General features: G+C 65.7%; 25 protein-coding genes. 20 read left to right on the top strand and 5 right to left on the bottom strand.

Annotated features, from left to right (window positions below; translation table 11 throughout):
• Nucleotides 1-21 precede the first annotated feature (21 nt).
• From ACI48D_RS20460 to ACI48D_RS20400, 13 genes are all read left to right on the top strand, one after another.
• Entirely contained in the window at nucleotides 22-381 is a 360-nt protein-coding gene (locus ACI48D_RS20460) for a phenol hydroxylase subunit P4 (RefSeq protein ID WP_435573090.1), read from the top strand.
• Between the two features lie 26 nt (nucleotides 382-407).
• Entirely contained in the window at nucleotides 408-1,463 is a 1,056-nt protein-coding gene (locus ACI48D_RS20455) for an NADH:ubiquinone reductase (Na(+)-transporting) subunit F (protein ID WP_435573089.1), read from the top strand.
• A gap of 8 nt (nucleotides 1,464-1,471) precedes the next feature.
• On the top strand, nucleotides 1,472-1,822 hold the full coding sequence (locus ACI48D_RS20450; RefSeq protein ID WP_435573088.1) for a 2Fe-2S iron-sulfur cluster-binding protein: 351 nt from the start codon (nucleotides 1,472-1,474) through the stop codon (nucleotides 1,820-1,822).
• Nucleotides 1,823-1,835: 13 nt separating this feature from the next.
• Complete coding sequence (locus ACI48D_RS20445) at nucleotides 1,836-2,774, top strand: catechol 2,3-dioxygenase (protein WP_435573087.1); 939 nt, start codon at nucleotides 1,836-1,838, stop codon at nucleotides 2,772-2,774.
• A gap of 43 nt (nucleotides 2,775-2,817) precedes the next feature.
• Entirely contained in the window at nucleotides 2,818-3,663 is an 846-nt protein-coding gene (locus ACI48D_RS20440; RefSeq protein WP_435573086.1) for an alpha/beta fold hydrolase, read from the top strand.
• A 3-nt stretch (nucleotides 3,664-3,666) separates the two neighbouring features.
• Complete coding sequence (dmpE, locus tag ACI48D_RS20435) at nucleotides 3,667-4,449, top strand: 2-oxopent-4-enoate hydratase (RefSeq protein WP_435573085.1); 783 nt, start codon at nucleotides 3,667-3,669, stop codon at nucleotides 4,447-4,449.
• 16 nt (nucleotides 4,450-4,465) lie between these two features.
• Nucleotides 4,466-5,371, top strand: a complete 906-nt coding sequence (locus ACI48D_RS20430; RefSeq protein ID WP_435573084.1) for an acetaldehyde dehydrogenase (acetylating) — start codon at nucleotides 4,466-4,468, stop codon at nucleotides 5,369-5,371.
• Between the two features lie 13 nt (nucleotides 5,372-5,384).
• A complete protein-coding gene (gene dmpG / locus ACI48D_RS20425) occupies nucleotides 5,385-6,416 on the top strand; it encodes a 4-hydroxy-2-oxovalerate aldolase (RefSeq protein WP_435573083.1) in 1,032 nt (343 codons plus the stop codon).
• Nucleotides 6,417-6,419: 3 nt separating this feature from the next.
• Nucleotides 6,420-7,325, top strand: coding sequence for a SphA family protein (locus ACI48D_RS20420; protein ID WP_435573082.1), 906 nt, complete (start codon nucleotides 6,420-6,422; stop codon nucleotides 7,323-7,325).
• A 140-nt stretch (nucleotides 7,326-7,465) separates the two neighbouring features.
• Nucleotides 7,466-9,586: an EAL domain-containing protein gene (locus tag ACI48D_RS20415; RefSeq protein ID WP_435573081.1), complete on the top strand. Its 2,121-nt coding sequence runs from the start codon at nucleotides 7,466-7,468 to the stop codon at nucleotides 9,584-9,586.
• A 78-nt stretch (nucleotides 9,587-9,664) separates the two neighbouring features.
• Nucleotides 9,665-10,012, top strand: coding sequence for a CzcE family metal-binding protein (locus ACI48D_RS20410; RefSeq protein WP_435573080.1), 348 nt, complete (start codon nucleotides 9,665-9,667; stop codon nucleotides 10,010-10,012).
• A 40-nt stretch (nucleotides 10,013-10,052) separates the two neighbouring features.
• A complete protein-coding gene (locus tag ACI48D_RS20405; protein ID WP_435573079.1) occupies nucleotides 10,053-10,970 on the top strand; it encodes an alpha/beta fold hydrolase in 918 nt (305 codons plus the stop codon).
• A complete protein-coding gene (locus ACI48D_RS20400) occupies nucleotides 10,954-11,790 on the top strand; it encodes an alpha/beta fold hydrolase (RefSeq protein ID WP_435573078.1) in 837 nt (278 codons plus the stop codon). Before ACI48D_RS20405 ends, ACI48D_RS20400 begins: the two co-directional genes overlap by 17 nt.
• A 24-nt stretch (nucleotides 11,791-11,814) precedes the next feature.
• Here the strand turns inward: ACI48D_RS20400 and ACI48D_RS20395 are convergent, their stop codons facing one another.
• Nucleotides 11,815-12,708, bottom strand: a complete 894-nt coding sequence (locus ACI48D_RS20395) for a LysR substrate-binding domain-containing protein (RefSeq protein ID WP_435573077.1) — start codon at nucleotides 12,706-12,708, stop codon at nucleotides 11,815-11,817.
• Between the two features lie 97 nt (nucleotides 12,709-12,805).
• Between ACI48D_RS20395 and ACI48D_RS20390 the strand changes: the two genes are divergently transcribed.
• Nucleotides 12,806-14,056 carry an MFS transporter gene (locus tag ACI48D_RS20390; protein ID WP_435573076.1) on the top strand — a complete coding sequence of 417 codons (1,251 nt, stop codon included), beginning with the start codon at nucleotides 12,806-12,808 and terminating at the stop codon, nucleotides 14,054-14,056.
• On the opposite strand, the gene ACI48D_RS20385 is transcribed toward ACI48D_RS20390, so the two are convergent.
• Nucleotides 14,011-15,303, bottom strand: a complete 1,293-nt coding sequence (locus ACI48D_RS20385; protein WP_435573075.1) for an MFS transporter — start codon at nucleotides 15,301-15,303, stop codon at nucleotides 14,011-14,013. The genes ACI48D_RS20390 and ACI48D_RS20385 overlap by 46 nt on opposite strands.
• Before the next feature lie 97 nt (nucleotides 15,304-15,400).
• Here ACI48D_RS20385 and ACI48D_RS20380 point away from each other — a divergent pair, with 97 nt between their 5' ends.
• Entirely contained in the window at nucleotides 15,401-16,327 is a 927-nt protein-coding gene (locus ACI48D_RS20380; RefSeq protein ID WP_435573074.1) for a LysR family transcriptional regulator, read from the top strand.
• On the opposite strand, the gene ACI48D_RS20375 is transcribed toward ACI48D_RS20380, so the two are convergent.
• From ACI48D_RS20375 to ACI48D_RS20365, 3 genes are all read right to left on the bottom strand, one after another.
• Nucleotides 16,318-18,513: an OsmC domain/YcaO domain-containing protein gene (locus tag ACI48D_RS20375; RefSeq protein ID WP_435573073.1), complete on the bottom strand. Its 2,196-nt coding sequence runs from the start codon at nucleotides 18,511-18,513 to the stop codon at nucleotides 16,318-16,320. The two genes, ACI48D_RS20380 and ACI48D_RS20375, sit on opposite strands and share 10 nt — an antisense overlap.
• 326 nt (nucleotides 18,514-18,839) lie before the next feature.
• A complete protein-coding gene (locus ACI48D_RS20370; protein ID WP_435573072.1) occupies nucleotides 18,840-20,438 on the bottom strand; it encodes a S53 family peptidase in 1,599 nt (532 codons plus the stop codon).
• Between the two features lie 168 nt (nucleotides 20,439-20,606).
• Complete coding sequence (locus ACI48D_RS20365) at nucleotides 20,607-21,257, bottom strand: SGNH/GDSL hydrolase family protein (RefSeq protein WP_435573071.1); 651 nt, start codon at nucleotides 21,255-21,257, stop codon at nucleotides 20,607-20,609.
• 153 nt (nucleotides 21,258-21,410) lie between these two features.
• Between ACI48D_RS20365 and ACI48D_RS20360 the strand changes: the two genes are divergently transcribed.
• From ACI48D_RS20360 to ACI48D_RS20340, 5 genes are all read left to right on the top strand, one after another.
• The gene (locus ACI48D_RS20360; protein WP_435573070.1) at nucleotides 21,411-21,548 is read left to right on the top strand and encodes a hypothetical protein; all 138 of its coding nucleotides are present in this window, start codon (nucleotides 21,411-21,413) and stop codon (nucleotides 21,546-21,548) included.
• 11 nt (nucleotides 21,549-21,559) lie between these two features.
• A complete protein-coding gene (locus ACI48D_RS20355) occupies nucleotides 21,560-22,066 on the top strand; it encodes a YqiA/YcfP family alpha/beta fold hydrolase (RefSeq protein WP_435573069.1) in 507 nt (168 codons plus the stop codon).
• A gap of 83 nt (nucleotides 22,067-22,149) precedes the next feature.
• Nucleotides 22,150-22,512, top strand: coding sequence for a hypothetical protein (locus ACI48D_RS20350; RefSeq protein WP_435573068.1), 363 nt, complete (start codon nucleotides 22,150-22,152; stop codon nucleotides 22,510-22,512).
• Nucleotides 22,509-23,396 carry an SIR2 family NAD-dependent protein deacylase gene (locus ACI48D_RS20345; RefSeq protein WP_435573067.1) on the top strand — a complete coding sequence of 296 codons (888 nt, stop codon included), beginning with the start codon at nucleotides 22,509-22,511 and terminating at the stop codon, nucleotides 23,394-23,396. Before ACI48D_RS20350 ends, ACI48D_RS20345 begins: the two co-directional genes overlap by 4 nt.
• Entirely contained in the window at nucleotides 23,393-23,884 is a 492-nt protein-coding gene (locus ACI48D_RS20340) for a hypothetical protein (protein ID WP_435573066.1), read from the top strand. Before ACI48D_RS20345 ends, ACI48D_RS20340 begins: the two co-directional genes overlap by 4 nt.
• Nucleotides 23,885-23,939 lie beyond the last annotated feature (55 nt).

Raw genomic sequence — 23,939 nt, 5'->3', positions numbered from 1 at the left:
ACGACAACACGAGGAGACATCATGCCAGTCAAGGCCCTCAAACCCTACGAATTCGCGCCGCAGGACCGGCTCGAAAACTTCCACGGCAAGCAGCTGCTCAACATCGGCTGGGACGAGCACCTGATGTTCGCGGCCCCGCATACCCTGCCGCTGCTGCCGGACATGCCGTTCGCCGCCATGGTCCGCGAGGTGCTGCCGCGCGTCTACGGCTACCACCCGGACTTCGCCCGCATCGACTGGAACACGGTGCAGTGGCTCAAGTCCGGCGAACCGTGGACGCCGGAGCCCGGCAAGAGCCTCGCCGCCAACGGCCTGCGCCACAAGGACGTCCTGCGTTTCCGCACGCCGGGCCTGAACGGCCTGCAGGGCAGCTGCAACTGAACCCCTGGAACTGAAGGAGTGATGCGATGGCATACGAACTCACCATTGAGCCGCTGGGCGTCACCATCGACGTCGAGGAAGGACAGAACATTCTCGACGCCGCCCTGCGCAACGGCATCTACCTGCCACACGCCTGCTGCCATGGCCTGTGCGCGACCTGCAAGGTGCAGGTGGTGGACGGCGAAATCGAGCACGGCGACGCCTCGCCCTTTGCGCTGATGGATTTCGAGCGCGAGGAAGGCAAGGCGCTGGCATGCTGCGCCACCCTGTGCAGCGATGCCACTCTCGAAGCCGAGATCGAACAGGATCCGGACGCGGAAACCATCCCGGTGCGCGACCTGGAGGGCACGGTCGTCCGGCTGGAGCGGCTGACCCCGACGGTAAGGGGCGTGTTCATCCAGCTCGACGAGCCCCTGCGCTTCCAGGCCGGGCAGTACATCAACCTGCAGATCCCGGGCGCCGGCTGCGCGCGTGCGTTCTCGATCGCCAGCGCGGGCAGCGACCCCTCGCTGATCGAGCTGAACGTCCGCATCGTGCCCGGCGGCGTGGGCACCACCTACGTCCACGACCGGCTCCAGGTCGGCGAGCGGGTCACGATCTCGGGTCCCTACGGCCGCTTCTTCGTGCGCAAGTCGGCCCGGGCGCCCCTGCTGTTCATGGCCGGCGGATCGGGCCTGTCGAGCCCGCGCGCGATGATCCACGAGCTGCTGCGCGAGGACTGCGGCCTGCCGATCACGCTGGTCTACGGCCAGCGCAGCCGCCAGGAACTGTACTACCACGACGAATTCGTCGACCTGGCCAGGCGCCACCCGAACTTCACCTACGTCCCCGCATTGTCGGATGCGGCCGGGGACGACGCGTGGGACGGCTACCGCGGCTATGTGCACGAAGCGGCGCGCGAGCACTTCGGCAACGACTTCCGCGGCCACAAGGCTTACCTGTGCGGACCGCCGCCGATGATCGAAGCCTGCCTGACGGCGCTGATGCAGGGCCATCTGTACGAGCGCGACATCCATACCGAAAAATTCATCTCGGCGGCGGATGCGCAGCAAACCAGGAGCCCCCTCTTCAAGCGCGTCTAGGAGGCGACATGCAAACGAAGACAGCGGAGGCGCTGACGGTCAGCCTGCTGGAAACCAGCGAAAGCTTCGAGTGCCGGCAGGACGAAACCCTGTTGCAGGGAATGGCGCGGCTGGGCCGGAAAGGCATTCCGGTCGGATGCCTGAACGGTGGCTGCGGCATCTGCAAGGTCCATATCGTCGCCGGCGAATACGAGTGCGGGACGATGAGCCGTGCCCACGTCTGCGAGGACGATGTCTGCCGCGGTGTCGTGCTGGCCTGCAGGGCACGGCCGCGCACCGACGTGCAGCTGAAGGTAGTCGGAAAGATGTGCAACTCGGTGTTTCGCTGCACGAACAAGCAGAACCCATCAATCACATAATAAAGGAGGAGCCATGGGAGTCATGAGAATCGGCCATATCAGCCTGCGGGTCATGGATATGCAAGCCGCCGTCACACACTACGAGAACATCCTGGGCATGAAGGTCGTGCACCGCGAAGGGAACGAAACGGTCTACCTGAAGTGCTGGGACGAATGGGACAAGTATTCCCTCCAGTTGACCGCTTCGGATGCCGCCGGCATGAACCATGTCGCCTACAAGGTCGAGCACGACGCCGACCTGGACGCCATCAAGCAGCGCATCGAAGCCCGCGGCGTGCAGGCCGAGATGCTGCCGGCGGGCCAGCTGCCGTTCTGCGGCCGCTCGCTGCGCTTCACGATCCCGAGCGGACACCTGATGCACCTGTTCGCGCAGAAGGACTTCGTCGGCAAGGATGTCGGCACGGTCGATCCCGCGCCCTGGCCGGACGGTCTGAAGGGCGTCGGCGCGCACTGGCTCGACCACTGCCTGCTGATGTGCGAGCTGAACCCTGAAACCGGCGTCAACAAGGTGGCGGAAAACGTGAAGTTCTTCAAGGAGACCATGGACTTCCACCTGGGCGAGCAGGTCGTGGCCGGTCCCGACGGGGAGATCCAGGCCGCCGCCTTCATGTTCCGCACCTCCACGCCGCACGACATCGCCTTTGCCGGCGGCCCCAGGTCCGGACTGCACCACATCTCCTTCTTCCTCGACAGCTGGCACGACATCCTCAAGTGCGGCGACATCCTGGCGAAGAACCGCACGCGGATCGACGTGGCCCCCACCCGCCACGGCATCACGCGCGGCGAGACGATCTACTTCTTCGACCCGTCGGGCAACCGCAACGAAACCTTCGCCGGCCTCGGCTACCTTGCCCAACCCGACATGCCGCCGATTACCTGGACCGATCCGGCCCGCGGCATCTTCTACCACACGGGGAACATGGAAGAGAGCTTCCTGGCGGTACACACCTGAGCCTCCCTTTCGCATCGACAAACCTCACACTCTGGAGCAACAAATGGCTGAAGCAAACCAACGCGACGGGAACAATCCGGAAATCGCACACAGCGTGATCGCCAACGGCATCCGCACGAATTACCACGACACCGGCACCGGCGCCCCGGTGCTGATGATCCACGGCTCGGGCCCCGGCGTGAGCGCCTGGGCGAACTGGCGGCTGACGATGCCCGAACTGGCCACGCGCTTCCGGGTCATTGCCCCGGACATGACCGGCTTCGGGTATTCCCAGCGTCCCGAGGGCGTCCGCTACGACCTCGATACCTGGGTCGACCAGGCGATCGGCCTGCTGGACGCACTGGACATCGAGCAGGCCAGCGTGGTCGGAAACTCCTTCGGCGGCGCCATCGCGCTGGCGCTGGCGATCCGCCATCCGCAGCGGGTCAGGCGCCTGGTGCTGATGGGCAGCGTCGGCGTGTCCTTCCCGATCACCGAAGGCCTGGACGCGGTGTGGGGCTACCAGCCCAGCGTGGAGAACATGCGCGCCCTGCTCGACATCTTCGCCTACGACCGCAAGCTGGTGAACGACGAGCTGGCGCAACTGCGCTACAAGGCCAGCATCCAGCCCGGCTTCCAGGAATCGTTCTCGGCCATGTTCCCGGCGCCGCGCCAGAACGGGGTCGAGATGATGGCCAGCCCGATCGACGAGATCCGCAAGCTCGAACACCAGACGCTCGTGGTCCACGGCCGCGATGACAAGGTGATCCCGCTGCAGAACTCCTACGACCTGCTGCAGGCGATCCCGAACGCCCAGCTGCACGTGTTCGGCAAATGCGGCCACTGGACCCAGATCGAACATGCCGCGCGCTTCTCGCGCCTGGTGGGCGACTTCCTGGCGGAGGCCTGAGCCATGGACAAGAACAGGATCGCCCAGCTCGGCGACGAGCTCTACGAGGCGCTGTCCGGCAAGAGCACGGTGGCGCCGCTGACCGAGCGCGAACCGCAGATGAGCATCGAAGACGCCTACGCGGTGCAACAGCAGCTGCTGACGCGCCGGCTGGCGCTTGGGGCCCGCGTGATCGGCAAGAAGGTCGGCGTGACCAGCAAGGCGGTGATGAACATGCTGGAGGTCTACCAGCCGGACTTCGGCTACCTGCTGGACGACATGCTGTACAACGACGGCGACTCGATTCCGCGCGACAGCCTGGTCCAGCCGCGCGCCGAGGGCGAGATCGCCTTCGTCCTGAAACATGACCTGAACGGGCCCGGCGTCAGCGCCGCCGACGTGCTGCGCGCCACCGACTTCGTCATGCCGTGCTTCGAGATCGTCGACTCGCGCATCCGCGACTGGAAGATCCGGATCCAGGACACGGTGGCCGACAACGCCTCATGCGGCGTGTTCGTGCTCGGCAATGGGGCCGTCGACCCTCGCCGCATCGACCTGGCGACCTGCGGCATGGTGCTCGAGAAGAACGGCGAGATCGTCGCCACCGGGGCCGGCGCCGCCGCCCTGGGCAATCCCCTGCACGCGGTGGCGTGGCTGGCCAACACCATGGGCCGCCTGGGTGTACCGCTGCGCGCCGGCGAAGTGGTGCTGTCCGGCGCGCTGGCGGCGATGTTCCCGGCCTCGGCGGGCGACCACTTCCGCGTCACCATCGGCGGCATCGGCGGCTGCGGGATCCGTTTTCATTGAACGCATGGAGAACCAGATGAACAAGATTCGTTGTGCAGTGATCGGGCCCGGGAATATCGGCACCGACCTCCTTTACAAACTCAAGCGCAGCCAGTTCCTCGAACCGGCATGGATGGTCGGCGTCGATCCCGCCTCCGAGGGCCTGGCGCGGGCCGCGGCGATGGGCATCAAGACCACCGACCGCGGCGTCGACGGCCTGCTGCCCTTCGTCGGGCGCGACGAGGTGCGCATCGCCTTCGACGCCACCTCGGCCTATGCGCACCCGGAAAATTCCAGGAAGCTGATCGGCGCCGGCGTGAAGGTCATCGACCTGACCCCGGCCGCCATCGGCCCCTACTGCGTGCCGCCGGTGAACCTGGAATCCCAGCTGTCGAGTGGCGCGACCAACGTGAACATGGTGACCTGCGGCGGACAGGCGACGATCCCGATGGTGGCGGCGGTATCGCGCGTGCAGCCGGTGGCCTACGGCGAGATCATCGCCACCGTCTCCTCCCGTTCGGTGGGGCCGGGCACGCGCAAGAACATCGACGAGTTCACCCGCACCACGGCCGGCGCGGTGGAACAGGTCGGCAAGGCGAAATCAGGCAAGGCCATCATCATCATCAACCCGGCCGACCCGCCCCTGATCATGCGCGACACGGTGCACTGCCTGCTCGAGGCCGAGCCGGACCGCGACGCCATCACCGCGTCGGTGCGGGCGATGATCCACGAAGTGCAGAAGTACGTCCCCGGCTACAAGCTGGTGAACGGCCCGGTCTTCGACGGCAAGCGGGTCTCGATCTTCGTCGAGGTCGAGGGCCTGGGCGACTACCTGCCGAAATATGCGGGGAACCTGGACATCATGACCGCGGCGGCGGCCCGCACCGCCGAGCTGTTCGCCCGGCAGATGCTGGACGAAGCCCATGCCGCCACGGCAGCCTGAAGGAGGACCGACCATGACACTAGTAAAACAACGCATCACCCTGCACGACATGACGCTGCGCGACGGCATGCATCCGAAGCGCCACCAGATGACGCTGCAGCAGATGAAGGACGTGGCGCGCGGCCTGGACCGCGCCGGCGTGCCGCTCATCGAAGTCACGCACGGCGACGGCCTCGGCGGCGCATCGGTGAACTACGGCTTTCCGCGCCATACCGACGCCGAATACCTGATGGCGGTCATTCCGCTGCTGCAGCAGGCCAAGGTGTCCGCCCTCCTGATCCCGGGCATCGGCACGGCCGACCACTTGCTGAACGCGCGCGAACTGGGCGTCCACACGATCCGCGTGGCCACCCACTGCACCGAGGCGGACGTCTCCGAGCAGCACATCACGCTGGCACGCAAGCTGGGCATGGACACGGTCGGCTTCCTGATGATGAGCCATATGGCGTCGCCCGAAAAGATCGTCGAACAGGCCAGGCTGATGGAAAGCTACGGCGCCAACTGCGTGTATTGCACGGATTCGGCCGGCTACATGCTGCCGGAGGATGTCAAGCAGCGCATCGGACGCCTGCGCGAAAGCCTGAAGCCCGACACCGAGATCGGCTTCCATGGCCACCACAACCTGGCCATGGGTGTCACCAACTCGGTCGTTGCGGTCGAATACGGCGCGACCCGCATCGATGCCGCGGCCGCGGGCCTGGGCGCGGGCGCGGGCAACACGCCGATGGAAGTGTTCGTTGCGGTCTGCAAGCGGATGGGCATCGAGACCGGCGTCGACCTGTTCGCCATCACCGATGTCGCCGAGGATCTGGTGGTGCCGATGATGGACCAGCTGGTGCGCATCGACCGCGACTCGCTGACCCTGGGCTATGCCGGCGTGTACTCGTCCTTCCTGCTGTTCGCCAAGCGGGCCGAAGCCAAATACAAGGTGCCGGCACGCGACATCCTGGTGGAACTCGGCCGCAAGGGCATGGTGGGCGGCCAGGAAGACATGATTGAGGACACCGCCCTGACCCTGGCGCGCGAACGCTCGCTGCAGGTGTGACGCATGAAGACGACTCCCACCACATCGTCTGCCGCCGCACTGGCGGCCGCGCTGCTGCTGTCGGCGCCCGCCTTCGCCACCGAAGGCGGGGGCGGCATCTATCCGAACGGCGCCGAAAACTTCCTGGCGGGCGCGATGCCGCCGCCGGGCTGGTATACCCTCGCCTACGGCACGCATTACCGCGCCACCGAACTGCGGGACAAGAACGGCAAGGACATCGCAGCGGCCCTGGGCGGGTTCCGCGCCGAGGTCGACGCGATCGTGCCGCGCCTGATCTGGGTGACGCCGCACCAGGTGCTGGGCGGCCAGCTGGCCTTCCACGCGATAGTGCCGCTGGTCGAGGCCGACGTGCGGATCGGCCCGGTCCGCCAGCGCGAGCGCGGGATCGGCGACCTGAACCTGGCGGTGGCGCTGGGCTATCATGCCTCGCCCAGCTTCCACCATGTGTTCGCACTGGAGGTCAACGCGCCCACCGGCAGCTACGACAGCAAGCGCATCGCCAACCTCGGGCGCAACTACTGGAACATCGAGCCGGTGATGGCGCTGACCTATACCCAGCCGGCAGGCATCAATGCCGACCTGAAGCTCATGCTCGACTATAACTTCCGCAACCGCGACACCGGCTACCGCTCCGGCCGCGAGCTGCATGCCGACTATGCGCTCGGCTGGGCCTTCGGCAAGGGCTGGGTTGCCGGGGTCGGCGGCTATTTCTACCGCCAGGTGACAGATGACCGTGTTGCCGGAGCCACGCTGGCCGGCAACAAGGGCCAGGCCTACAATATCGGCCCGTCGATCAAGTACCAGAGCAAGGACGGCTGGTTCCTGACCGCCAAGCTGGAGCGCCAGTACAGCGTGCGCAACCGTCCCGACGGGTCGGCGTTCTGGGTCAAGACCGTCCTGCCGTTCTGAGGCGGGCCTGCCGGATCGGCCGTCGAAGGGCGGGCGGTCCGGTTCATGCGCGCTCATCCGGCAAGTGCGCGCCATCGTTCGGCCAAACTGTTAGTATTTCACGAACGACTACCCAGGATCACCACCGAACCCGGAGCGCCATGCCGCCGACCTCCCCTGCGGACGTACTACGCCGCCTCGACGCTTTGCACGACCATTTGCCGGCGGGCGTCGTGGTGCATGCCGCCGATGGCCGCATCGTCTCCGCCAATCGCCTGGCCCAGGAACTGCTGGGCCGCAGCGAAGCCCAGCTGCTCGGCGTCGACCCCAGCAAGAGCGACTGGGGCGTCGTGCGCACCGACGGCTCGGCAATGGCGCCCGAAGAGTTTCCAGGGAATGTGGTCCTGAGGACAGGCAAAAAGCTGTCCGGCCTCGTTGCCGGTATCGCCGGCCCCGGCCCGATGCGCTGGCTGCTGTGCAATGCCTATCCCGAATGCGACGACACCGGCGCCGTCCAGCAGGTCGTGGTCTGCTTCACCGATTGCACGGCGCTGAAGGACACGCAGGAATCGCTGGAAAAGTCCGAAGAAAGGCTGCGGCTCGTGCTCAAGGGCTCCACCGATGCGCCCTGGGACTGGGACCTGGTCAGCGGCGAAGTGTATTACTCGGAGCGTTGGTGGAACATGCTCGGCTACTGCAGCGGTGAAGGGGTCGACGATACCGGAGCCTGGCGCCGCCTCCTGCACCCGGACGACGATGCCATGATCGGCGATTACCTCAAGGACCTGCTGCCCAGCCCGCGCGAATCCTACAGCCTGGAGTTCCGGCTGCGCCATCACGAGGGGCACTACGTACCGGTATTGTCGCGCGGTTTCGTCCTGCGCGACGAGGCCGGAAAGGCCTTGCGGATCTCCGGCGTGAACACCGACCTCACCGAACGCAAGCAGACCGAAAGACGGATCTACGAGCTCGCCTACTTCGACCATTTGACGGGCCTGCCGAACCGTCGCTTCCTGATCGAGGAACTGGACCATGTGCTGGCACGCGCCCGGCGCTCGGGCCACTACAGCGCATTGCTCTACCTCGACCTGGACAACTTCAAGCTGCTCAACGACACGATGGGCCACGATCTGGGAGACATGCTGCTGCGCCAGGCATCCCGGAGATTGCGTTTCACGGTTCGCCAAAGCGACCAGCTGGCCCGGCTCGGCGGCGACGAGTTCATCGTGGTGCTGGAGGATCTGGGCGCCTCGCCGCGCGGTGCGGCTGCCGAGACCGACCGGGTGGTCGCGAAGATCCTGTCGGCCCTGAACCAGCCTTTCCAGCTCGATTCGCTCCTGTTCAAGAGCACCGCCAGTATCGGCATCACGCTCTTCGATGGCAAGGGCACCGACATCGAAACCCTGCTCAAGCAGGCCGACCTGGCCATGTACCGCGCCAAGGCGGACGGGCGTAACACCGCCCGTTTCTTCGACCCGAGCATGCAGGATGCGGCGGACCGCCGCGCCGCGTTCGAAGCCGCCATGCGCGACGGTCTCTCACTAGGCCAGTTCCGCCTGTTCTGCCAGCCCCAGTTCGATTCCCACGGACGGCTGGTCGGGGCGGAAGCGCTGGTACGCTGGCAACGCGACGGCCACGGCATGATCGGCCCCGACCATTTCATCGGATTCGCCGAAGAGTCGGGCCTGATCCGGCCGCTCGGCGAGCACATACTCATCGAGAGCTGCCGGGCACTCGCGCGCTGGCAGCGCGACCCCACGCTCGGGCGCCTGACGCTGGCCGTCAACGTCAGCGTGCACCAGTTGCGCGATCCCGACTTTCCGGCCGCGGTCGCCGCGATCCTGGACGCCACCGGGGCGCGCGCGGAGCGGCTGTGCCTGGAGTTGACCGAAAGCGTGTTCGCCGAAAGCATGCATGAGATCACCCAGCGCATGCACGATCTTCGCACCCAGGGTGTCTCCTTCTCGCTCGACGATTTCGGCACCGGCTATTCGTCGCTGGCCTACCTCAAGTCCTTCCCGCTCGCCGCGCTGAAGATCGACCGCTCCTTCGTGCGCGACGTCGGTATCGACCCCGACTCGGTGCCGATCATCGAGGCCATCATTGCACTGGCGCGCAAGCTCAAGCTCGAGATCGTGGCCGAGGGCGTCGAGCAGGAGGCGCAGCGCAATTTCCTGATCCGTGGGGGCTGTTCGTCGATGCAGGGTTTCCTGCTCGGCCCTCCGCTCCCGATGGACGAGTTCGAGCATCTGTACAGCGCCGCCGGGGTCGGCCACGCGTAATTGAGACGAAGCGCCCGCCAAACTGTCTAATCCCTCGGCAGGCAAGCGTTGCCGATGCCGGACATAAAGGGATCAATCATGAGAACCAGGCAACTTCCTCCCCTGTTCCTTGCGGCCGCGATGGGCATCGCATCCAGCGCTGCGACGGCCTGCACGCTCGAACAAGCGCTCAGCTTTCTCGGAACCGTGGCGCCGGCGCAGAGCCCGGCCGACGAGGTGATCACAATCACCGATACGACCCCTTACGTCAACGTTAGCGGCGGCTCGACGGTGCGCTTTGTCGCCGGCGGGCGTTCCTTCACCTGGCGTTTCCAGACCGGCGCCGCGCACATCGTGCCGTTCGACCTGGAAAGGATCGCACCGAGGGGCTTCCTGAACCATCGCGTCGTGGTCTACGTGGCGGATGACCCGCTTTACCGGGGCTGAGAGGCAATCTCCGGCGCGATTCCGCGGTATGCTTGTCGGCATGACGACAGAACCCCTCTTTCCCGGCTTTCGCGCGCAGACCATCGACGCCGCCCCAGGCGTCGGCATCCACACGATCATCGGCGGCAAGGGTCCACCGCTGCTTCTGCTGCACGGCCATCCGCAAACCCATGCGATCTGGCACAAGGTGGCCCCGGAGCTGGCCAGGCACTTCACCGTGGTGGCCTGTGACCTGCGCGGCTACGGCGACTCGTCGAAGCCGCCCGGCACCGAAGACCACGCCAACTACAGCAAGCGGACCATGGCCGGCGACGTGCTTGCCGTGATGCGCGAGCTCGGCTTTGGCCGCTTCAGCATACTGGCACACGATCGCGGGGCGCGCGTCGCGCATCGCCTCGCCGCCGACCATCCGGATGCCGTGCAGCGGATGGTCCTGCTCGACATCGCGCCGACCCTGGCGATGTACGAGCAGACGACGGAAGCCTTCGCACGCGCCTACTGGCACTGGTTCTTCCTGATCCAGCGGGCGCCGCTCCCGGAGCGCCTGATCGAAGCGGACCCGCAGGCGTACGTCACCGACGTCATGGGAAGCCGCAGTGCAGGACTTGCGCCCTTCGATCCGCGCGCGCTGGCCGAATACCAGCGCTGCCTGGCGATTCCCGGCACCGCCCATGGCATCTGCGAGGATTACCGCGCCTCGGCCGGCATCGACCTCGAACACGACCGCGCCGACCGCCAGGCCGGACGGCGCCTGGCGGTCCCGCTGCGCGTGCTGTGGGGCCGCCAGGGCGTGGTCGAGCGCTGTTTCGTCCCGCTCGACGAGTGGCGGGCTGTTGCCGACGACGTCAGCGGTGAAGCGCTGCCCTGCGGCCATTACATTCCGGAGGAAGCGCCCGATGCCTTGCTGGCGCGTGCCCTGCCTTTTTTGACTGAAAGACCCGATGACCATCAGCCGTGAATTGGAGGTGATCGACCATCTCGACCGTATCGCGGTACGCCACCTGATCGACCATGAAGGACGGGTCACGTGCTGGCGCGAATTTGGCACCGGCAGCGGTGCCCCGCTGGTCCTGCTGCACGGCGGGCACGGCTCGTGGCTGCACTGGATCAGGAATATCGAAGCCCTGTCCGGCTCCCGCCGCGTGCTGGTGCCCGACCTGCCCGGCTATGGCGACTCGGATGCCCTGCGCACGGATCGCGACTTCGCCGGCCTGGTCGATACGGTCGTGGCCTCGCTCGGCAAGCTGCTCGGCAGCGGCGCGGCGTTCGACCTGGCCGGGTTTTCCTTCGGTGGCGTGGTCGCCGCTTGCGTGGCCTTGCGGCACGGCGGCGCGCGCAGCCTGGCCTTGCTGGGCGCGGTGGGCCATGGCATGGGGCGCCGCCAGGCCGGCACGATGCGCGGCTGGCGCGACGCCGACGACGAACAGACCATGCTCGCGAACATGCGGCACAACCTGGGCGTCCTGATGCTGCACGGCCCGATCGACCCGCTGGCGCTGCAGATCCACTACCGCTCCTGCCTGCGTACACGTTTTGATAGCAAGAAGACCTCGCTCAGCCCGGCCCTGACGGTGGCCCTGGAAGAACTGGCCATCCCGGTCCTGATGCTATGGGGCGAACACGATCCGATCGGCCACCCCGGGGAAGTCGGCACCGTATGGCAAGGCGACCGTGCCGAACGCGCCCATCACATCATTCCCGCTGCCGGACATTGGGTGCAGTACGAGGCGGCGCAAGAGGTCAACCGGCGCCTGCTCGACTGGTTCGCCGTCCGCTGACGGCCCCGCGATGCGGCCGGCGCTTCATTCCTCGGCGGCCGCCTTCGCCAGCGCCACGAACGCCTGCGCCAGCGGGCCGCCGCCCTCGGCATGCTGCGCGATCAGCATCGAGGTGCTGGCATCGGGGTCGGCCAGCGGACGATAGACGATGCCTTCCATGTGGATGCCTTCGAAGGAGCTCGGCAAGACCGAGATGCCGCAGCCCGCGGCGACCAGGCCGATGATCGTCGACGGCTCGCCCGCCTCGATCGCAATCTGCGGCGTGAAGCCGGCGGCGTGGCACAGGTCGAAGATCTGCTGGTAGATGCCGGTGCCGGCATCCTTCGGGAACACGACGAAGGCCTGGCCGGCCAGGTCTTTCACGGCGATGCGTTTTTCCCGCGCCAGCGGCGCATCCGCCGGCAGCACGAGCCGCAGCGGATCGCGGCGCAACATCGTCAGCGCCACCGCGTGCGGCAGGCGCATCCCCGCCGACCGTACGAAGCCCACGTCCAGTTCGCGTGCTTCGATTTTCGCCAGCTGCGGCAACGTCGCCATCTCGTGGAAGGTCAGCAGCACCCCGGGGTATTGCTGGCGGTAGCGCCGCACCACCTTCGCAAACAGGGGCGTGAACGGCGTCGAGAACGTGAACCCGACCCGCAACTCGCCGGCTTCGCCCAGGTGGGCACGGCGCGCCGTTTCCTTGGCCTGTTCGGACAGCGCCAGCACGCGCCGCGCATCCGCCAGGAACAGCTTGCCGGCTTCCGTCAGCAGGACCCGCCGCTTGTTGCGCTCGAACAGCCTGGCGCCGACCTCGCTCTCCAGCGCCTGGATCTGCTGGCTCAGCGGAGGTTGGCCGATATGCAGCCGTTCGGCGGCCCGCGTAAAGCTCAACTCTTCGGCGACGGCCACGAAGTAACGCAGATGCCTGAGTTCCATGTTATCTGTTTAAGCGATAAGTAAGGCCACAAATATATATTGGACAGACATACCAAGCAATCCTAAGATGGCATATCGACGCTCGTTCCAACCCGCCATGTCCAGCCGCCCCACCGCCGCACCCGCTTACCGCCGTACCAACCGCGCCCTGTTCTTCGGCGGCTTTTCCTGCTTCGCCCTGCTGTACTGCGTGCAACCGCTGATGCCGCTGCTGGCCCACGAGTTCGCGCTGAGCCCGGCACAGAGCAGCCTGTCGCTGTCGATCGCGACGGCCGCACTGGCCTTGTCGCTCTTGTGCTCGTCCGTCATTTCCGACCGTCTGGGGCGCAAGAACGTCATGGTCGTGGCGCTGGTCGTATCCGCCACCATGACCGTACTGTCGGCATTCGCACACAACTACGCGCAGCTGCTGGCGGCGCGCGCGCTGCTCGGCCTGGCGCTGGGCGGGATGCCCGCGGTCGCGATGGCCTACCTGAACGAAGAAATCGAGCCGGCCTCGCTGGGCGTCTCGATGGGCCTGCTCATCAGCGGAAATGCCTTTGGCGGCATGCTCGGCCGGATGCTGGCCTCGTTCCTGTCCGACTTCCTGTCCTGGCGCGTGGCGCTGGGCGCCATGGGTGTCGCGGGCCTGCTGGCGGCGTGGGAATTCTGGCGCAGCCTGCCGCCCTCGCGCAATTTCCGGACCTCGTCGGGCGGCGCGGCGATGATGCTGCACGGCCTGCGCCGGCATCTCGGCGACGCCGGCCTGCCGTGGCTGTTCGCGCTGTCCTTCCTGCTGATGGGATGCTTCGTCAGCGCCTACAACTTGATCGGTTTCCGCCTGCTGGGCGCACCGTTCGGCCTGCGCCAGAGCCTGGTCGGCGCGATCTCGCTGCTGTATTTGCTGGGGATCTTCAGTTCGGTGTGGGCGGGCCGCCGCGCCGACCGGCTGGGCCGGCGCCACGTCCTCTGGACCGTCATGGGAATCATGCTGGCGGGCCTGCTGCTGACGCTGGCGCAAAACCTCATCATCATCGTGGCCGGCATGGCCATCTTCACCTTCGGCTTCTTCGCCTCGCATTCGATCGCCAGCAGCTGGGTGGGCCGGCGCGCCCTCACGCAGCAGGCGCTCGCGTCCGCGCTCTACCTGTTCTTCTACTACCTCGGGGCCAGCGTCGTCGGCTGGCTGTGCGGCGTGTTGTGGGAACATGCCGGCTGGGGCGGCGTCGTTGCGCTGCTGGGCAGCTTCCTGGGCGGCGCCCTGCTGATTTCGCTGCGCCTGCGGTCGCTGGCGCCCCTCGCGGACATTTCCGTGGCGCGGACTTACGCCGCTTTCGACCCGACCCGTACGCCCAACCACGGACGATAGATCAGCAGGGCCGCCACCAGACCGCAGGCCGCCGCCGCGGCCATCCAGTAGCCGGGCGCCGCTTTGTCACCGGTGAACTGGATCAGCCAGGTGGAAACCACCGGCGTGAAACCGCCGAAGATCGCCGTCGCCAGGCTGTAGGCCAGCGAAAAGCCGACGGTGCGCACTTCCGGCGGCATGATTTCGGTGAGCGCGACCACCGTGGCGCCGTTATAGCTGGCATACATGAAGGACAGCCATAGCTCGGCGGCCAGCATGTGCCCGAAGCTGGGGGCATGCACCAGCCAGGACAGCACCGGATGCGCGCTCAGGATCGGCAGCACGGTGAACACGACCAGCAGCGGCCAACGCCCGATCCGGTCCGACAGCGCGCCCATCACGGGCAGCCAGATGAAGTTCGACAGGCCGACGCAGAACGTGACCAGCAGGCTCTCGGCGGCGCTGAGCTTGAGCACGTTCTTGCCGAAGGTCGGGGCATACACCGTGATCAGGTAGAACGACACGGTGGTCATCACCACCAGCATCATGCCCAGCAGGACGAGGTTCCAGTTATCGGCGATCGAGCGCAGCACTTCGCGAAACGCCGGATGGTGCTTGCGCGCCTTGAATTCTGCGGTTTCCTGTAGCGAACTGCGGATGGTGAACACCACCGGAATGATGCTGCAACCGATGAAGAAGGGAATGCGCCAGCCCCAATCGGCGATGACGACCGGCTCCAGCAAGCGGTTCAGCAGGAAGCCGATCAGCGCCGCAGCCATGATCGCGGCCTGCTGGCTGGCCGACTGCCAGCTCACATAAAAGCCCTTGCGTCCCGGCGGCGCCATCTCCGCCAGGTAGACCGACACACCGCCGAGTTCGACGCCCGCGGAAAAGCCCTGCAGCAGGCGGCCGATCAGCACCAGCAGTGGCGCCACGATGCCGATGGTGGCGTAACCTGGAACAAAGGCGATCAGGACAGTACCAAAAGCCATGATCGCCAGCGTCACGATCAAGCCCTTGCGACGGCCGATGCGGTCGATGTAGCTGCCCAGAATGATTGCACCGAGCGGCCGCATCAGGAAGCCGGCACCGAAGGTCACGAAGGTCATCATCAGCGAAACGTATTCGTTACCTGACGGAAAAAATGTTTTCGCGATGTAGGTGGCGTAAAAGCCGTACAGGAAGAAGTCGAACATCTCGAGGAAGTTGCCGCTGATAACGCGCAATACGGTCGAGAATCGGGAAGGGGATTGGCTGGCCTGGATCATGGTGTGCTCCTCTACTGCATTGGTCTATGGGTGTTGTCAGTCCATGATCCTTTGTGGGGCATAATAAGTAAATTGCATAATAGTGATTGATCGATGCATGAACCGGATTGACCTGGAGTTTGGCGACCTGCAGGCTTTCGTCGCCGTGGCCGAGTGCCTGAGCTTTCGGGCGGCCGCGGCGCAGCTGTTCATCTCGCAGCCGGCGCTGAGCCGGCGTATCGACAAGATCGAAGGCGTGCTGAAGGTTCGCCTGTTGGAGCGCAACAGCCGGCGGGTGGCGGTGACCGAGGCCGGACGGCAGTTCCTGGAGCATGCCCAGGCCTCGATCGCCGAGATGCAGGTGGCACTCGGCACCATCTCGGCGGCGGCGGCCCAGCGCAATGCGGTGGTGACGGTGGCCTGCGTGCCCTCCGTGTCGAACTATGTGCTGCCGCGCGCACTGCAGTCCTTCTCCGAACAATTCCCGGCCGTACGTTTGCGCGTCCTGGACGAAAGCGGCGCCCAGGTCCTACAGTCGGTGGTCCGCTCGGAAGCGGATTTCGGCGTCAACTTCATCGGCGTCCAGGATGCGGAGCTCGACTTCAAGCCGGTGTATACGGAGCGTTACGTGCTCGCGGTCCAGCGCAGCCATCCGCTGGCGCGCCGGGAATCGGTGACGTGGAGGGATTTGTGCGGCACCCGGTTGATATCGGTGTCGCTGCGCAGCAGTAACCGCATCCTGCTCGACAACGCCCTGGCAGAGCTGGAGGAGCGGCCCGCCGTGTTTTGCGAGGTGAATCACGTGACGGCGGCGCTGGCGCTGGCGGACGCCGGGCTTGGCCTGACGGCGGTGCCGGCGCTGGCATATTCGAAGCTGCGCTATCCGTCGCTGGTGACGGTTCCCCTGGTCGAGCCCGAGGTGCGGCGGACGCTTGGCCTGATTACGCGCAAGGGCGCGGCCTTGTCAGGGCCGGCGCAAGCCTTGTACGCGATGCTGGAAAACGTGGCGAGGGCGGAATTCGTGTTCCCCGAACCTCATCGATAAAAAGCGGCCCGCGCCTTGTGCAGTTTCTTGTAGCTGTCGAGCAGGCGGTGGTGCCTGTCGAGGCCCTCGAGTTTCATGCTGGTCGGCGTCAGGCCGAAGAAGCGCACGCTGCCGTCCACCGAGTCCAGCACCGCGTCCATCCGCGGATTGCCATACATACGGCGGAAGTTGAGCACGTAATCGTCGAGTTCCAGCTCATCATCGAGCAGCACTTCCAGCACCGCGTTCAGGGCCTGGTAAAACAATCGGCGCTCGACGGTGTTGTCGTTGTACTGCAGGAAGGCGCCCACCAGCTCCTGCGCTTCCTCGAATTGTTGCAAGGCCAAGTTGATCAGCAGCCGCAACTCGAGCACCGTCAGCTGTCCCCAGTCCGTGTTCTCGTCGAATTCGATGCCGATCAGGGTGGCGATGTCGGAGTACTCATCCAGCTCGTTGTTCTCCAGGCGCTCCAGCAATGCCGCCAGGCTGGCGTCGTCGAGGCGGTGCAGGTTCAGGATATCTTCGCGGAACAGCAGCGATTTGTTGGTGTTATCCCAGACCAGGTCTTCCACCGGATAGATTTCCGAGTAGCCGGGCACCAGGATGCGGCAGGCGACGGCGCCAAGCTCGTCATACACCGCCATGTAGACTTCCTTGCCCATCTCGTCGAGGATGTTCAGCAGGGTCGCGGCTTCCTCGGCATTCGCGTTGTCGCCCTGCGCCCTAAAGTCCCACTCGACAAAATCATAATCCGCTTTGGCGCTGAAAAAGCGCCACGACACCACACCGCTGGAATCGATGAAATGCTCGACGAAGTTATAGGGCTCGGTCACGGCTTCGCTGGTGAAGGTCGGCGGCGGCAAATCATTCAAGCCTTCGAAGCTGCGCCCCTGCAGCAATTCGGTCAGGCTCCGTTCCAGCGCCACCTCGAAGCTCGGGTGCGCGCCGAACGAGGCAAACACGCCGCCCGTGCGCGGGTTCATCAAGGTCACGCACATCACCGGATAAGTCCCGCCCAGCGAGGCATCCTTGACCAGTACCGGGAAGCCCTGCTCTTCCAGGCCCTGGATCCCGGCCACGATGCCGGGGTATTTCGCCAGCACTTCCTCGGGCACGTCGGGCAATGCAAGCTCGCCTTCCAGGATTTCGCGCTTGACCGCACGTTCGAAAATCTCGGACAGGCATTGCACCTGCGCTTCGGCCAGGGTATTACCGGCGCTCATGCCGTTGCTGGCGTAGAGGTTTTCGATCAGGTTGGACGGGAAATACACCACCTCGCCGTCCGAATGCCGTAGGTACGGCAGCGACACGATACCGCGCTCCGCATTACCGGAGTTGGTGTCGACCAGGTGCGAAGCACGCAGCTCGCCTTCGGGATCGTAGATCTCCAGGCAGTACTCATCCAGAATCCCGGACGGCAGCGCGTCGTCGGGGCCTGGCTTGAACCAGCGCTCGTTCGGGTAATGCACGAATGCCGCGTTGGCGATGTCTTCGCCCCAGTAGGCGCCGGCATAGAAATGGTTGTTGCTCAGGCGCTCGATGTACTCGCCCAGGCTTGATGCCAACGCGCTTTCCTTGGTCGCCCCCTTGCCATTCGTAAAACACATCGGCGAGTGCGCATCGCGGATATGCAGCGACCACACATTCGGCACGATATTGCGCCACGATGCGATTTCGATCTTGATGCCGAGGCCCGCCAGCAGGCCCGACATATTCGCGATGGTCTGCTCCAGCGGCAGATCCTTGCCCGGGATGTAGGTGGCCGATTCGACACCGGGCTGCAACGTCAGCAGGGCCTGCGCATCGGCGTCGAGATTCTCCACCTCTTCGATCACGAACTCGGGCCCGGTCTGCACGACCTTTTTCACCGTACAACGGTCGATCGAGCGCAGGATACCCTGGCGATCCTTCTCGGAGATATCCGGCGGCAGCTCGACCTGGATCTTGAAGATCTGCTGATAACGGTTTTCCGGGTCGACGATATTATTCTGCGACAGGCGAATATTTTCGGTCGGGATATTGCGGGTGTTGCAGTACAACTTCACGAAGTAGGCCGCGCACAAGGCCGACGAGGCCAGAAAATAATCGAACGGGCCAGGCGCCGAGCCATCGCCCTTGTAGCGGATGGGCTGGTCGGCGATGACCGTGAAGTCGTCGAACTTGGCTTCAAGGCGCAGCTTGTCGAGGAAGTTGACTTTAATTTCCATGGAAGAATTCCAAATGAGTACTCAAATAATGGTGGGCTTGCGTGGCTGGACCGCTACTCGACAGTTCAAAATATAGAGCCCTGTGAGAACAGGGCTCTATACATCGATGTATCAGGTCACGCGCACGCGAGGATCCGGTCTGTCGGACCAGTGCGGGCCGGAGCATGACGCCAGGCAGCCGGCTGGCGTCCACGCATCCATCGGCAACGTGGCTGGTCCTGGCGCGGTGGCCGGACTGCCCGATGACGAGGTCCCGAGCGCCGAAGTATAACATCGGCGCAGGGCCGGGGCAGCAGCGAATCATTGCCGGCCCTGCGCTGCAAAGGCTATGGCAAGCGGGCAATCAGCTGCTGGATGTTCGGCACCCCCAGCCCGGTCACCATGTCGAAACCACCGGCAGCGTCATACGCGCCATTACTGCCTCTCGTGATGTCGCGAAAACACGGAGCGCCTTGCTTCTCGTAGAGCAAGGGGTTGAGGAAGGGTAGTGCTGGCTTGGCCGCCGCCGCACGGGCGGCATTCATCAGGGCGCAAAATCCGGCCCAGGCCGGGGCGCTCCAGCTCGTTCCACCATAGACTATTTCCTGGCCATGGAGGATGACGATGCCGCCGTGATTCGGGTCTGCCGCCAGGCTGACGTCCGGGACCAGTCTGCTATTCCCGGGCTCGACGCCGTTCGCAAGCTGCCACGTCGGGCGCGCAAAGTATTTGCTCTTGCCGCCACCACTGCCTGGCCAGGCCGTCTCGCTTACCCTGCCGCCGTGGGCTATTTTGAGGCTCGTTCCGCCAACGCCCACCACGCACGGGTCGGATGCTTCGTATTCCGTTTGCAGCGGCCCTCCTGCGCCATGCCCGGTGTCGTCCGGGCTGGCCCCCGCGTCGCCGCTGGACACGAACATATTGACACCGGCCGCGGCCAGCCGCAGGAACTTGGCATGTTCGGTCTTGATTTCGCCTGGCGCCATATAGCTCTCGCCAAGGCCCATGCTCATCGATGCCTGCCGTAGTCCGGGGTCATTCGCGATGTCGAGAAGTATCCGGTCCAGTGCCGCATCGATGTCCGAGAACCGCAGGCTCCCGGTCGCATAGATGCGTACTTTCGCCCCGGGGGCAATGCCGCTGGCCCATTGCGCGTCGAGCGTTTCTTCGCCGCTGGGAGGGGGCAATTCGGATTGATTGACATTCACAAGCTCCATGCGCCCGGGGTCGACCGCTATTCCGCAGCGTGTCCAGAACGCCGCCATATCCGAATCCAGCGGCGGCGTATCGATCACGATGCCGATCGTCTGCTGCTCTCCGCTTACCCCCAGGCCATCGGCATGGTAGGCCAGCAGGATGTCCTTGGGGAGGTAGCCGGGCGTGCTCGCTGCGGCCCGCGTGGCTGCGCCCTTTGCCGGGGCCTTTGGACGAATCCCGGCCGGAAGTCGCCGCGAATGTTTATGCGGCTGCCGGTGCGGCTGCAGGCCGCCAATGGCACGCACGTTTGCCGCAACCGCTTCCGGCAGGCTGGGTGCATTGCGCGCCGAGGTATAGGTAATGCCATCGCTGGTCACCCGGACCAGCTCGACCTCCAGCGCCTTGGCCACGTTGCCGGCGATAGCCCGCGCTTGTACGCTGGTATTGTCGGGCGCTTTGTACAGGATATCGAAATGATTGGCCGTGAGCCAATCGATAAGGGGCTGTATTTGCGCATCCGGTACCCCATAACGGTCACGGATAAGCTGAACCGGCAACACCTCTCCCTTGGCCACTTTCTCCTCCAGTTCTTCATTCAGATGGCCGTCGGGTGAGAGTGAAAAACTTACGGTCATTAATTCGTCATCATGCTCTGGAGTCACCGCATTGACATGTAAACCGCTCGGGAGCAATCCGGACTGGGCCGGCATCTCGATGACGCTGTCGTGAAAGAGCTTGCGTAAAGGCATGGCATCCTCGACCAAGGAAATGTTTTGCCAGCGAGGGTCGGCGGAAAGGCAGCTCCGGCTGCTGGCGATGCAGGGGCTCGAAACGACAGAGCATCGATTCCCGATTAAGTTCGGATTTTAGCGCGTCCACAGGTGGTGCCGCATATGCCGCTCGACCAGGGTCGGCGCTCAGGATGCGGTGCCGCCGTACACGGTCGTCCGTGGGGCGGCGGGGTCGTGCATGCGCACCAGTTGCGCGATCGCGGCGGCGATCTTGGCGCCGCCCCGTGCCGAAGGCTCGATCGGCGACACGGCCGCGTAGTCGCCAGCCTCGTCGCAGACCAGCCGCAGGTCCAGCACCGGCAGGCGATGCACTACCGCCTCGCGCAGGATCACGTCGTTGAACGGGGCCAGCGCCGTCCGCAGTCCCGGCTCGAGCCCGGGAACACCATCGTAGATCGTCGCCAGGGCCACCGGCTTTCTTCTGGACAGCACCACGTTCAGCATGCGCCGGTAGTCGCGCCGGAATCCGGCCTGCCAGTCGGCCAGCAGCGTGACCGCCTCGAGCACCGAGCCCGCCTTCGACTGCATCGCCCCGACCAGGCCCAGCACGTCGTTGCCGCCGCAGCTCACCAGGAGCCAGTCGGCCGGCTCGGGCAGTTCCTGCAGGCGCGCCACCTGGGCCACCATATCGGCCAGCACGGCGCCGTCGCGTGCCAGGAGCGACACCCGGTCCTGCGCTGCCAGCACGGATTGCAACTGGGCCTGGACCTGCGTCCCGGCCGGGACATAAGGGGCGTTATCGAAGATCGAGTCCCCCAGCAAAACGATATGCGCCATCGGCGCCTCCTTCATGAATGGATCGCCGAATGATGCCATGACGGCGCGACAAGCAATGTCGCACCGGTTCGCCGATCGGCCGGCGGGGACGCGACGCCGCTTGTCGCGTCCGCGGCTACAGTGGACGGCTCCCCGAACGACAAGGACACCACCATGAACAGGCAAACCCTGACCGACGCGCGCCACCATCTGGCCGGCTATGACGATCCGCGCACCGATACCGCGCGCGATGCGCGCCACCACCTGGTCGGCCATGGCAAGCTGCTCGCTTCGCTGGTGGCCTGCCGATGACGGAGAAAAGGATGATGACAAGCGGCTTGGTCCACTTCATGCACGGCAAGGAAAGCGGCCCCGGCGGCAACAAGATCGCCGCGCTGGCCGAGGTCGCACGGGCGCGCCGCTGGGACGTGGCCAGCCTCGACTACTCGCACACGGCCGATCCGGCTGCACGCCTGGAACTGCTGCTGCGAAACTGCGCCGGCACGCGCGGCCCCCTGCTGCTGGTCGGGTCGAGCATGGGGGGCTGGATCGCGGCCGAGGCCTCGGCACGCGTCGGCGCGCGCGGCGTGTTCCTGCTCGCCCCCGCCGTCTACATCCCCGGCTATCCGACCCAGGAACCGCGGGTGCCGGCCGCACGCACCGAGATCGTGCACGGCTGGGACGACGAGCTGATCCCGTGCGAACACGCGATCCGCTTCGCGCGTTCGCGCCAGTGCACCTTGCACCTGGTGCCGGGCGACCACCGCCTCGGCGCCCGCATTCCCCTGCTGCGCGAGTTGTTCGATGCCTTCCTGTCGCGCTGCGCTTGAGCGAGGCGATGCGACACGCCTTGTCGCCGCCCGTCCCTATCATGCAGGGACTTCTTTACCGCAATTCATGAAGGGATCGTTGAATGGATCAACTTAAACGCAGGAAGTTCCTCGGCCTGTCCGGCGCTGCCGTCGTCGCACTGCTGGTCCTGCCGCGCGCAGGCGCCGCGCGCGTCCGCCTGCTTCCCACCGGCGAGACCGCCCGCCACGCCGGCGGCGCCGCCGAGCCCCTGCTGGAACAGGCGCTTGCCTGGGTCGACCAGTTGCGCCAACGCGGCCAGACCCACCTTTTTTATCCGGTGTCGCGCCTGCAGCGCGAGTTCCTGATCGGCTACGGACGCACTTGCGCCCTGGCGGACAGCCTGGCGCAGCGTGGCGAGTGGACGATCGGATTCAGTGGCGACGGGACCCGTTACGCCCGCATTCATGCCAGGGCGCAGGCATGAAGGCGGTGTCGTGCATCGATCCGGGAATGCCGATCCCGGACCCGGCCGCCGTGGCGCAGGCCGCGGACCTGATCGCCCAGGCCGATGGCATCGTCGTCGCCGCGGGTGCCGGGATGGGCGTCGATTGCGGCTTGCCGGATTTTCGTGGCAATGCCGGCTTGTGGCGAGCGTATCCGGCGCTCGCGGCCAGTTTCACCGCCTTCATGGACATCGCGTCGCCGGCCGCCTTCCATGCCGAACCGCGCAGGGCCTGGGGTTTCTACGGCCACCGGCTCGCGCTGTACCGCAACACCGTGCCCCATCGCGGCTATGCCTTGCTGCGCCGATGGGGCGAGCGGGCGCAGAACGGGGCGCTTGTTTTCACGAGCAACGTCGATGGCCACTTCGACAAAGCCGGTTTCGATCCGCTGCAGGTGGATGAGTGCCATGGATCGATTCATTACCTGCAATGCCTGACGCCGTGCTCCGACGCCGTCTGGCCCGCTTCGTCTTTCGTGCCGGCCGTCGACGCATCGCGCTGCGAACTGCTCGGCCCCCTGCCATCCTGCCTGCGCTGCGGGGGACCGGCGCGCCCGAACATTCTCATGTTTAACGATTCAGGCTGGATCGGCACACGGCAAGACCGGCAGGCGGTGCGCCGGCACGAGTGGCTCGATCGCGTACGGCGCCCGGTCGTCATCGAACTCGGCGCGGGGATCGCCATCCCCACCGTGCGGCATTTCTCGCACCGGATCGCGCAGCGGCCCGGTGCCGCGCTCATCCGGATCAACCCGCGCGAGCCGCACATCGGCATGCTGCCGGGAGTGGCCATCGCGGGCGGCGCGCTGGACGTGCTGTCGGCGATCGACCAGCACATGGGGCAAGCGCGCATGGGGCATGCATGATGACGTACACCTTTCCCGAAGAGCTGCATGTCGACGGCAAGGTCTACCACTTGTACAGCTATCCCCTCGAACCCTATGTGGCGGCGCGCCCGTCCTGGCCACGCTTTCCCAAGCGCCCGTGGAACACGAACGGCTATATGGCCACCTGGGCCGTGGAGGACGGGGGGCTGTACCTGACCCATCTGAGCGCCCCGGGCGACGATCCGATGGCGCTGCTGTTCCCGCAATGCCGTGGGCCGGTGCCGGCCTTCTGGCTCGACGGCATGCTGTGGGCGGTCCGGGGCGAGTGGCGCCATACGGGCTATCCGCCGCGCCGGACCTTCGACGATGAAGTCTACCTCGAGATCCGCGCGGGAAAGGTGACGCGTCAATGGAGCCTCGACCTCAGGAGCGTGCCCGACCAGACCGACGAGGAACTCCGGCTGTCCTTGCCGCGCTTCCTGTGGCCGCGCCGCCTCCAGGACGGCGGCGCCGGACAGCCCGAATGATCCTGCCGGCGGCCCCCGTTCCGAACCGATGACTTCGGCAGAACGTCCGCACGGC

Origin of the sequence: Massilia sp. LXY-6 (genome assembly GCF_051233485.1) — a bacterium.
Lineage (GTDB): Bacteria > Pseudomonadota > Gammaproteobacteria > Burkholderiales > Burkholderiaceae_D > Telluria.
This window is presented reverse-complemented; position numbering and strand designations above follow the sequence as displayed.

Bases quoted from the DNA above. Each gene is read 5' to 3' on its own strand.
- ACI48D_RS20460 (WP_435573090.1), top strand. From the start codon at position 22: ATGCCAGTCAAGGCCCTCAAACCCTACGAATTCGCGCCGCAGGACCGG.
- ACI48D_RS20455 (WP_435573089.1), top strand. From the start codon at position 408: ATGGCATACGAACTCACCATTGAGCCGCTGGGCGTCACCATCGACGTC.
- ACI48D_RS20450 (WP_435573088.1), top strand. From the start codon at position 1,472: ATGCAAACGAAGACAGCGGAGGCGCTGACGGTCAGCCTGCTGGAAACC.
- ACI48D_RS20445 (WP_435573087.1), top strand. From the start codon at position 1,836: ATGGGAGTCATGAGAATCGGCCATATCAGCCTGCGGGTCATGGATATG.
- ACI48D_RS20440 (WP_435573086.1), top strand. From the start codon at position 2,818: ATGGCTGAAGCAAACCAACGCGACGGGAACAATCCGGAAATCGCACAC.
- dmpE (WP_435573085.1), top strand. From the start codon at position 3,667: ATGGACAAGAACAGGATCGCCCAGCTCGGCGACGAGCTCTACGAGGCG.
- ACI48D_RS20430 (WP_435573084.1), top strand. From the start codon at position 4,466: ATGAACAAGATTCGTTGTGCAGTGATCGGGCCCGGGAATATCGGCACC.
- dmpG (WP_435573083.1), top strand. From the start codon at position 5,385: ATGACACTAGTAAAACAACGCATCACCCTGCACGACATGACGCTGCGC.
- ACI48D_RS20420 (WP_435573082.1), top strand. From the start codon at position 6,420: ATGAAGACGACTCCCACCACATCGTCTGCCGCCGCACTGGCGGCCGCG.
- ACI48D_RS20415 (WP_435573081.1), top strand. From the start codon at position 7,466: ATGCCGCCGACCTCCCCTGCGGACGTACTACGCCGCCTCGACGCTTTG.
- ACI48D_RS20410 (WP_435573080.1), top strand. From the start codon at position 9,665: ATGAGAACCAGGCAACTTCCTCCCCTGTTCCTTGCGGCCGCGATGGGC.
- ACI48D_RS20405 (WP_435573079.1), top strand. From the start codon at position 10,053: ATGACGACAGAACCCCTCTTTCCCGGCTTTCGCGCGCAGACCATCGAC.
- ACI48D_RS20400 (WP_435573078.1), top strand. From the start codon at position 10,954: ATGACCATCAGCCGTGAATTGGAGGTGATCGACCATCTCGACCGTATC.
- ACI48D_RS20395 (WP_435573077.1), bottom strand. From the start codon at position 12,708: ATGGAACTCAGGCATCTGCGTTACTTCGTGGCCGTCGCCGAAGAGTTG.
- ACI48D_RS20390 (WP_435573076.1), top strand. From the start codon at position 12,806: ATGTCCAGCCGCCCCACCGCCGCACCCGCTTACCGCCGTACCAACCGC.
- ACI48D_RS20385 (WP_435573075.1), bottom strand. From the start codon at position 15,303: ATGATCCAGGCCAGCCAATCCCCTTCCCGATTCTCGACCGTATTGCGC.
- ACI48D_RS20380 (WP_435573074.1), top strand. From the start codon at position 15,401: ATGAACCGGATTGACCTGGAGTTTGGCGACCTGCAGGCTTTCGTCGCC.
- ACI48D_RS20375 (WP_435573073.1), bottom strand. From the start codon at position 18,513: ATGGAAATTAAAGTCAACTTCCTCGACAAGCTGCGCCTTGAAGCCAAG.
- ACI48D_RS20370 (WP_435573072.1), bottom strand. From the start codon at position 20,438: ATGCCTTTACGCAAGCTCTTTCACGACAGCGTCATCGAGATGCCGGCC.
- ACI48D_RS20365 (WP_435573071.1), bottom strand. From the start codon at position 21,257: ATGGCGCATATCGTTTTGCTGGGGGACTCGATCTTCGATAACGCCCCT.
- ACI48D_RS20360 (WP_435573070.1), top strand. From the start codon at position 21,411: ATGAACAGGCAAACCCTGACCGACGCGCGCCACCATCTGGCCGGCTAT.
- ACI48D_RS20355 (WP_435573069.1), top strand. From the start codon at position 21,560: ATGATGACAAGCGGCTTGGTCCACTTCATGCACGGCAAGGAAAGCGGC.
- ACI48D_RS20350 (WP_435573068.1), top strand. From the start codon at position 22,150: ATGGATCAACTTAAACGCAGGAAGTTCCTCGGCCTGTCCGGCGCTGCC.
- ACI48D_RS20345 (WP_435573067.1), top strand. From the start codon at position 22,509: ATGAAGGCGGTGTCGTGCATCGATCCGGGAATGCCGATCCCGGACCCG.
- ACI48D_RS20340 (WP_435573066.1), top strand. From the start codon at position 23,393: ATGATGACGTACACCTTTCCCGAAGAGCTGCATGTCGACGGCAAGGTC.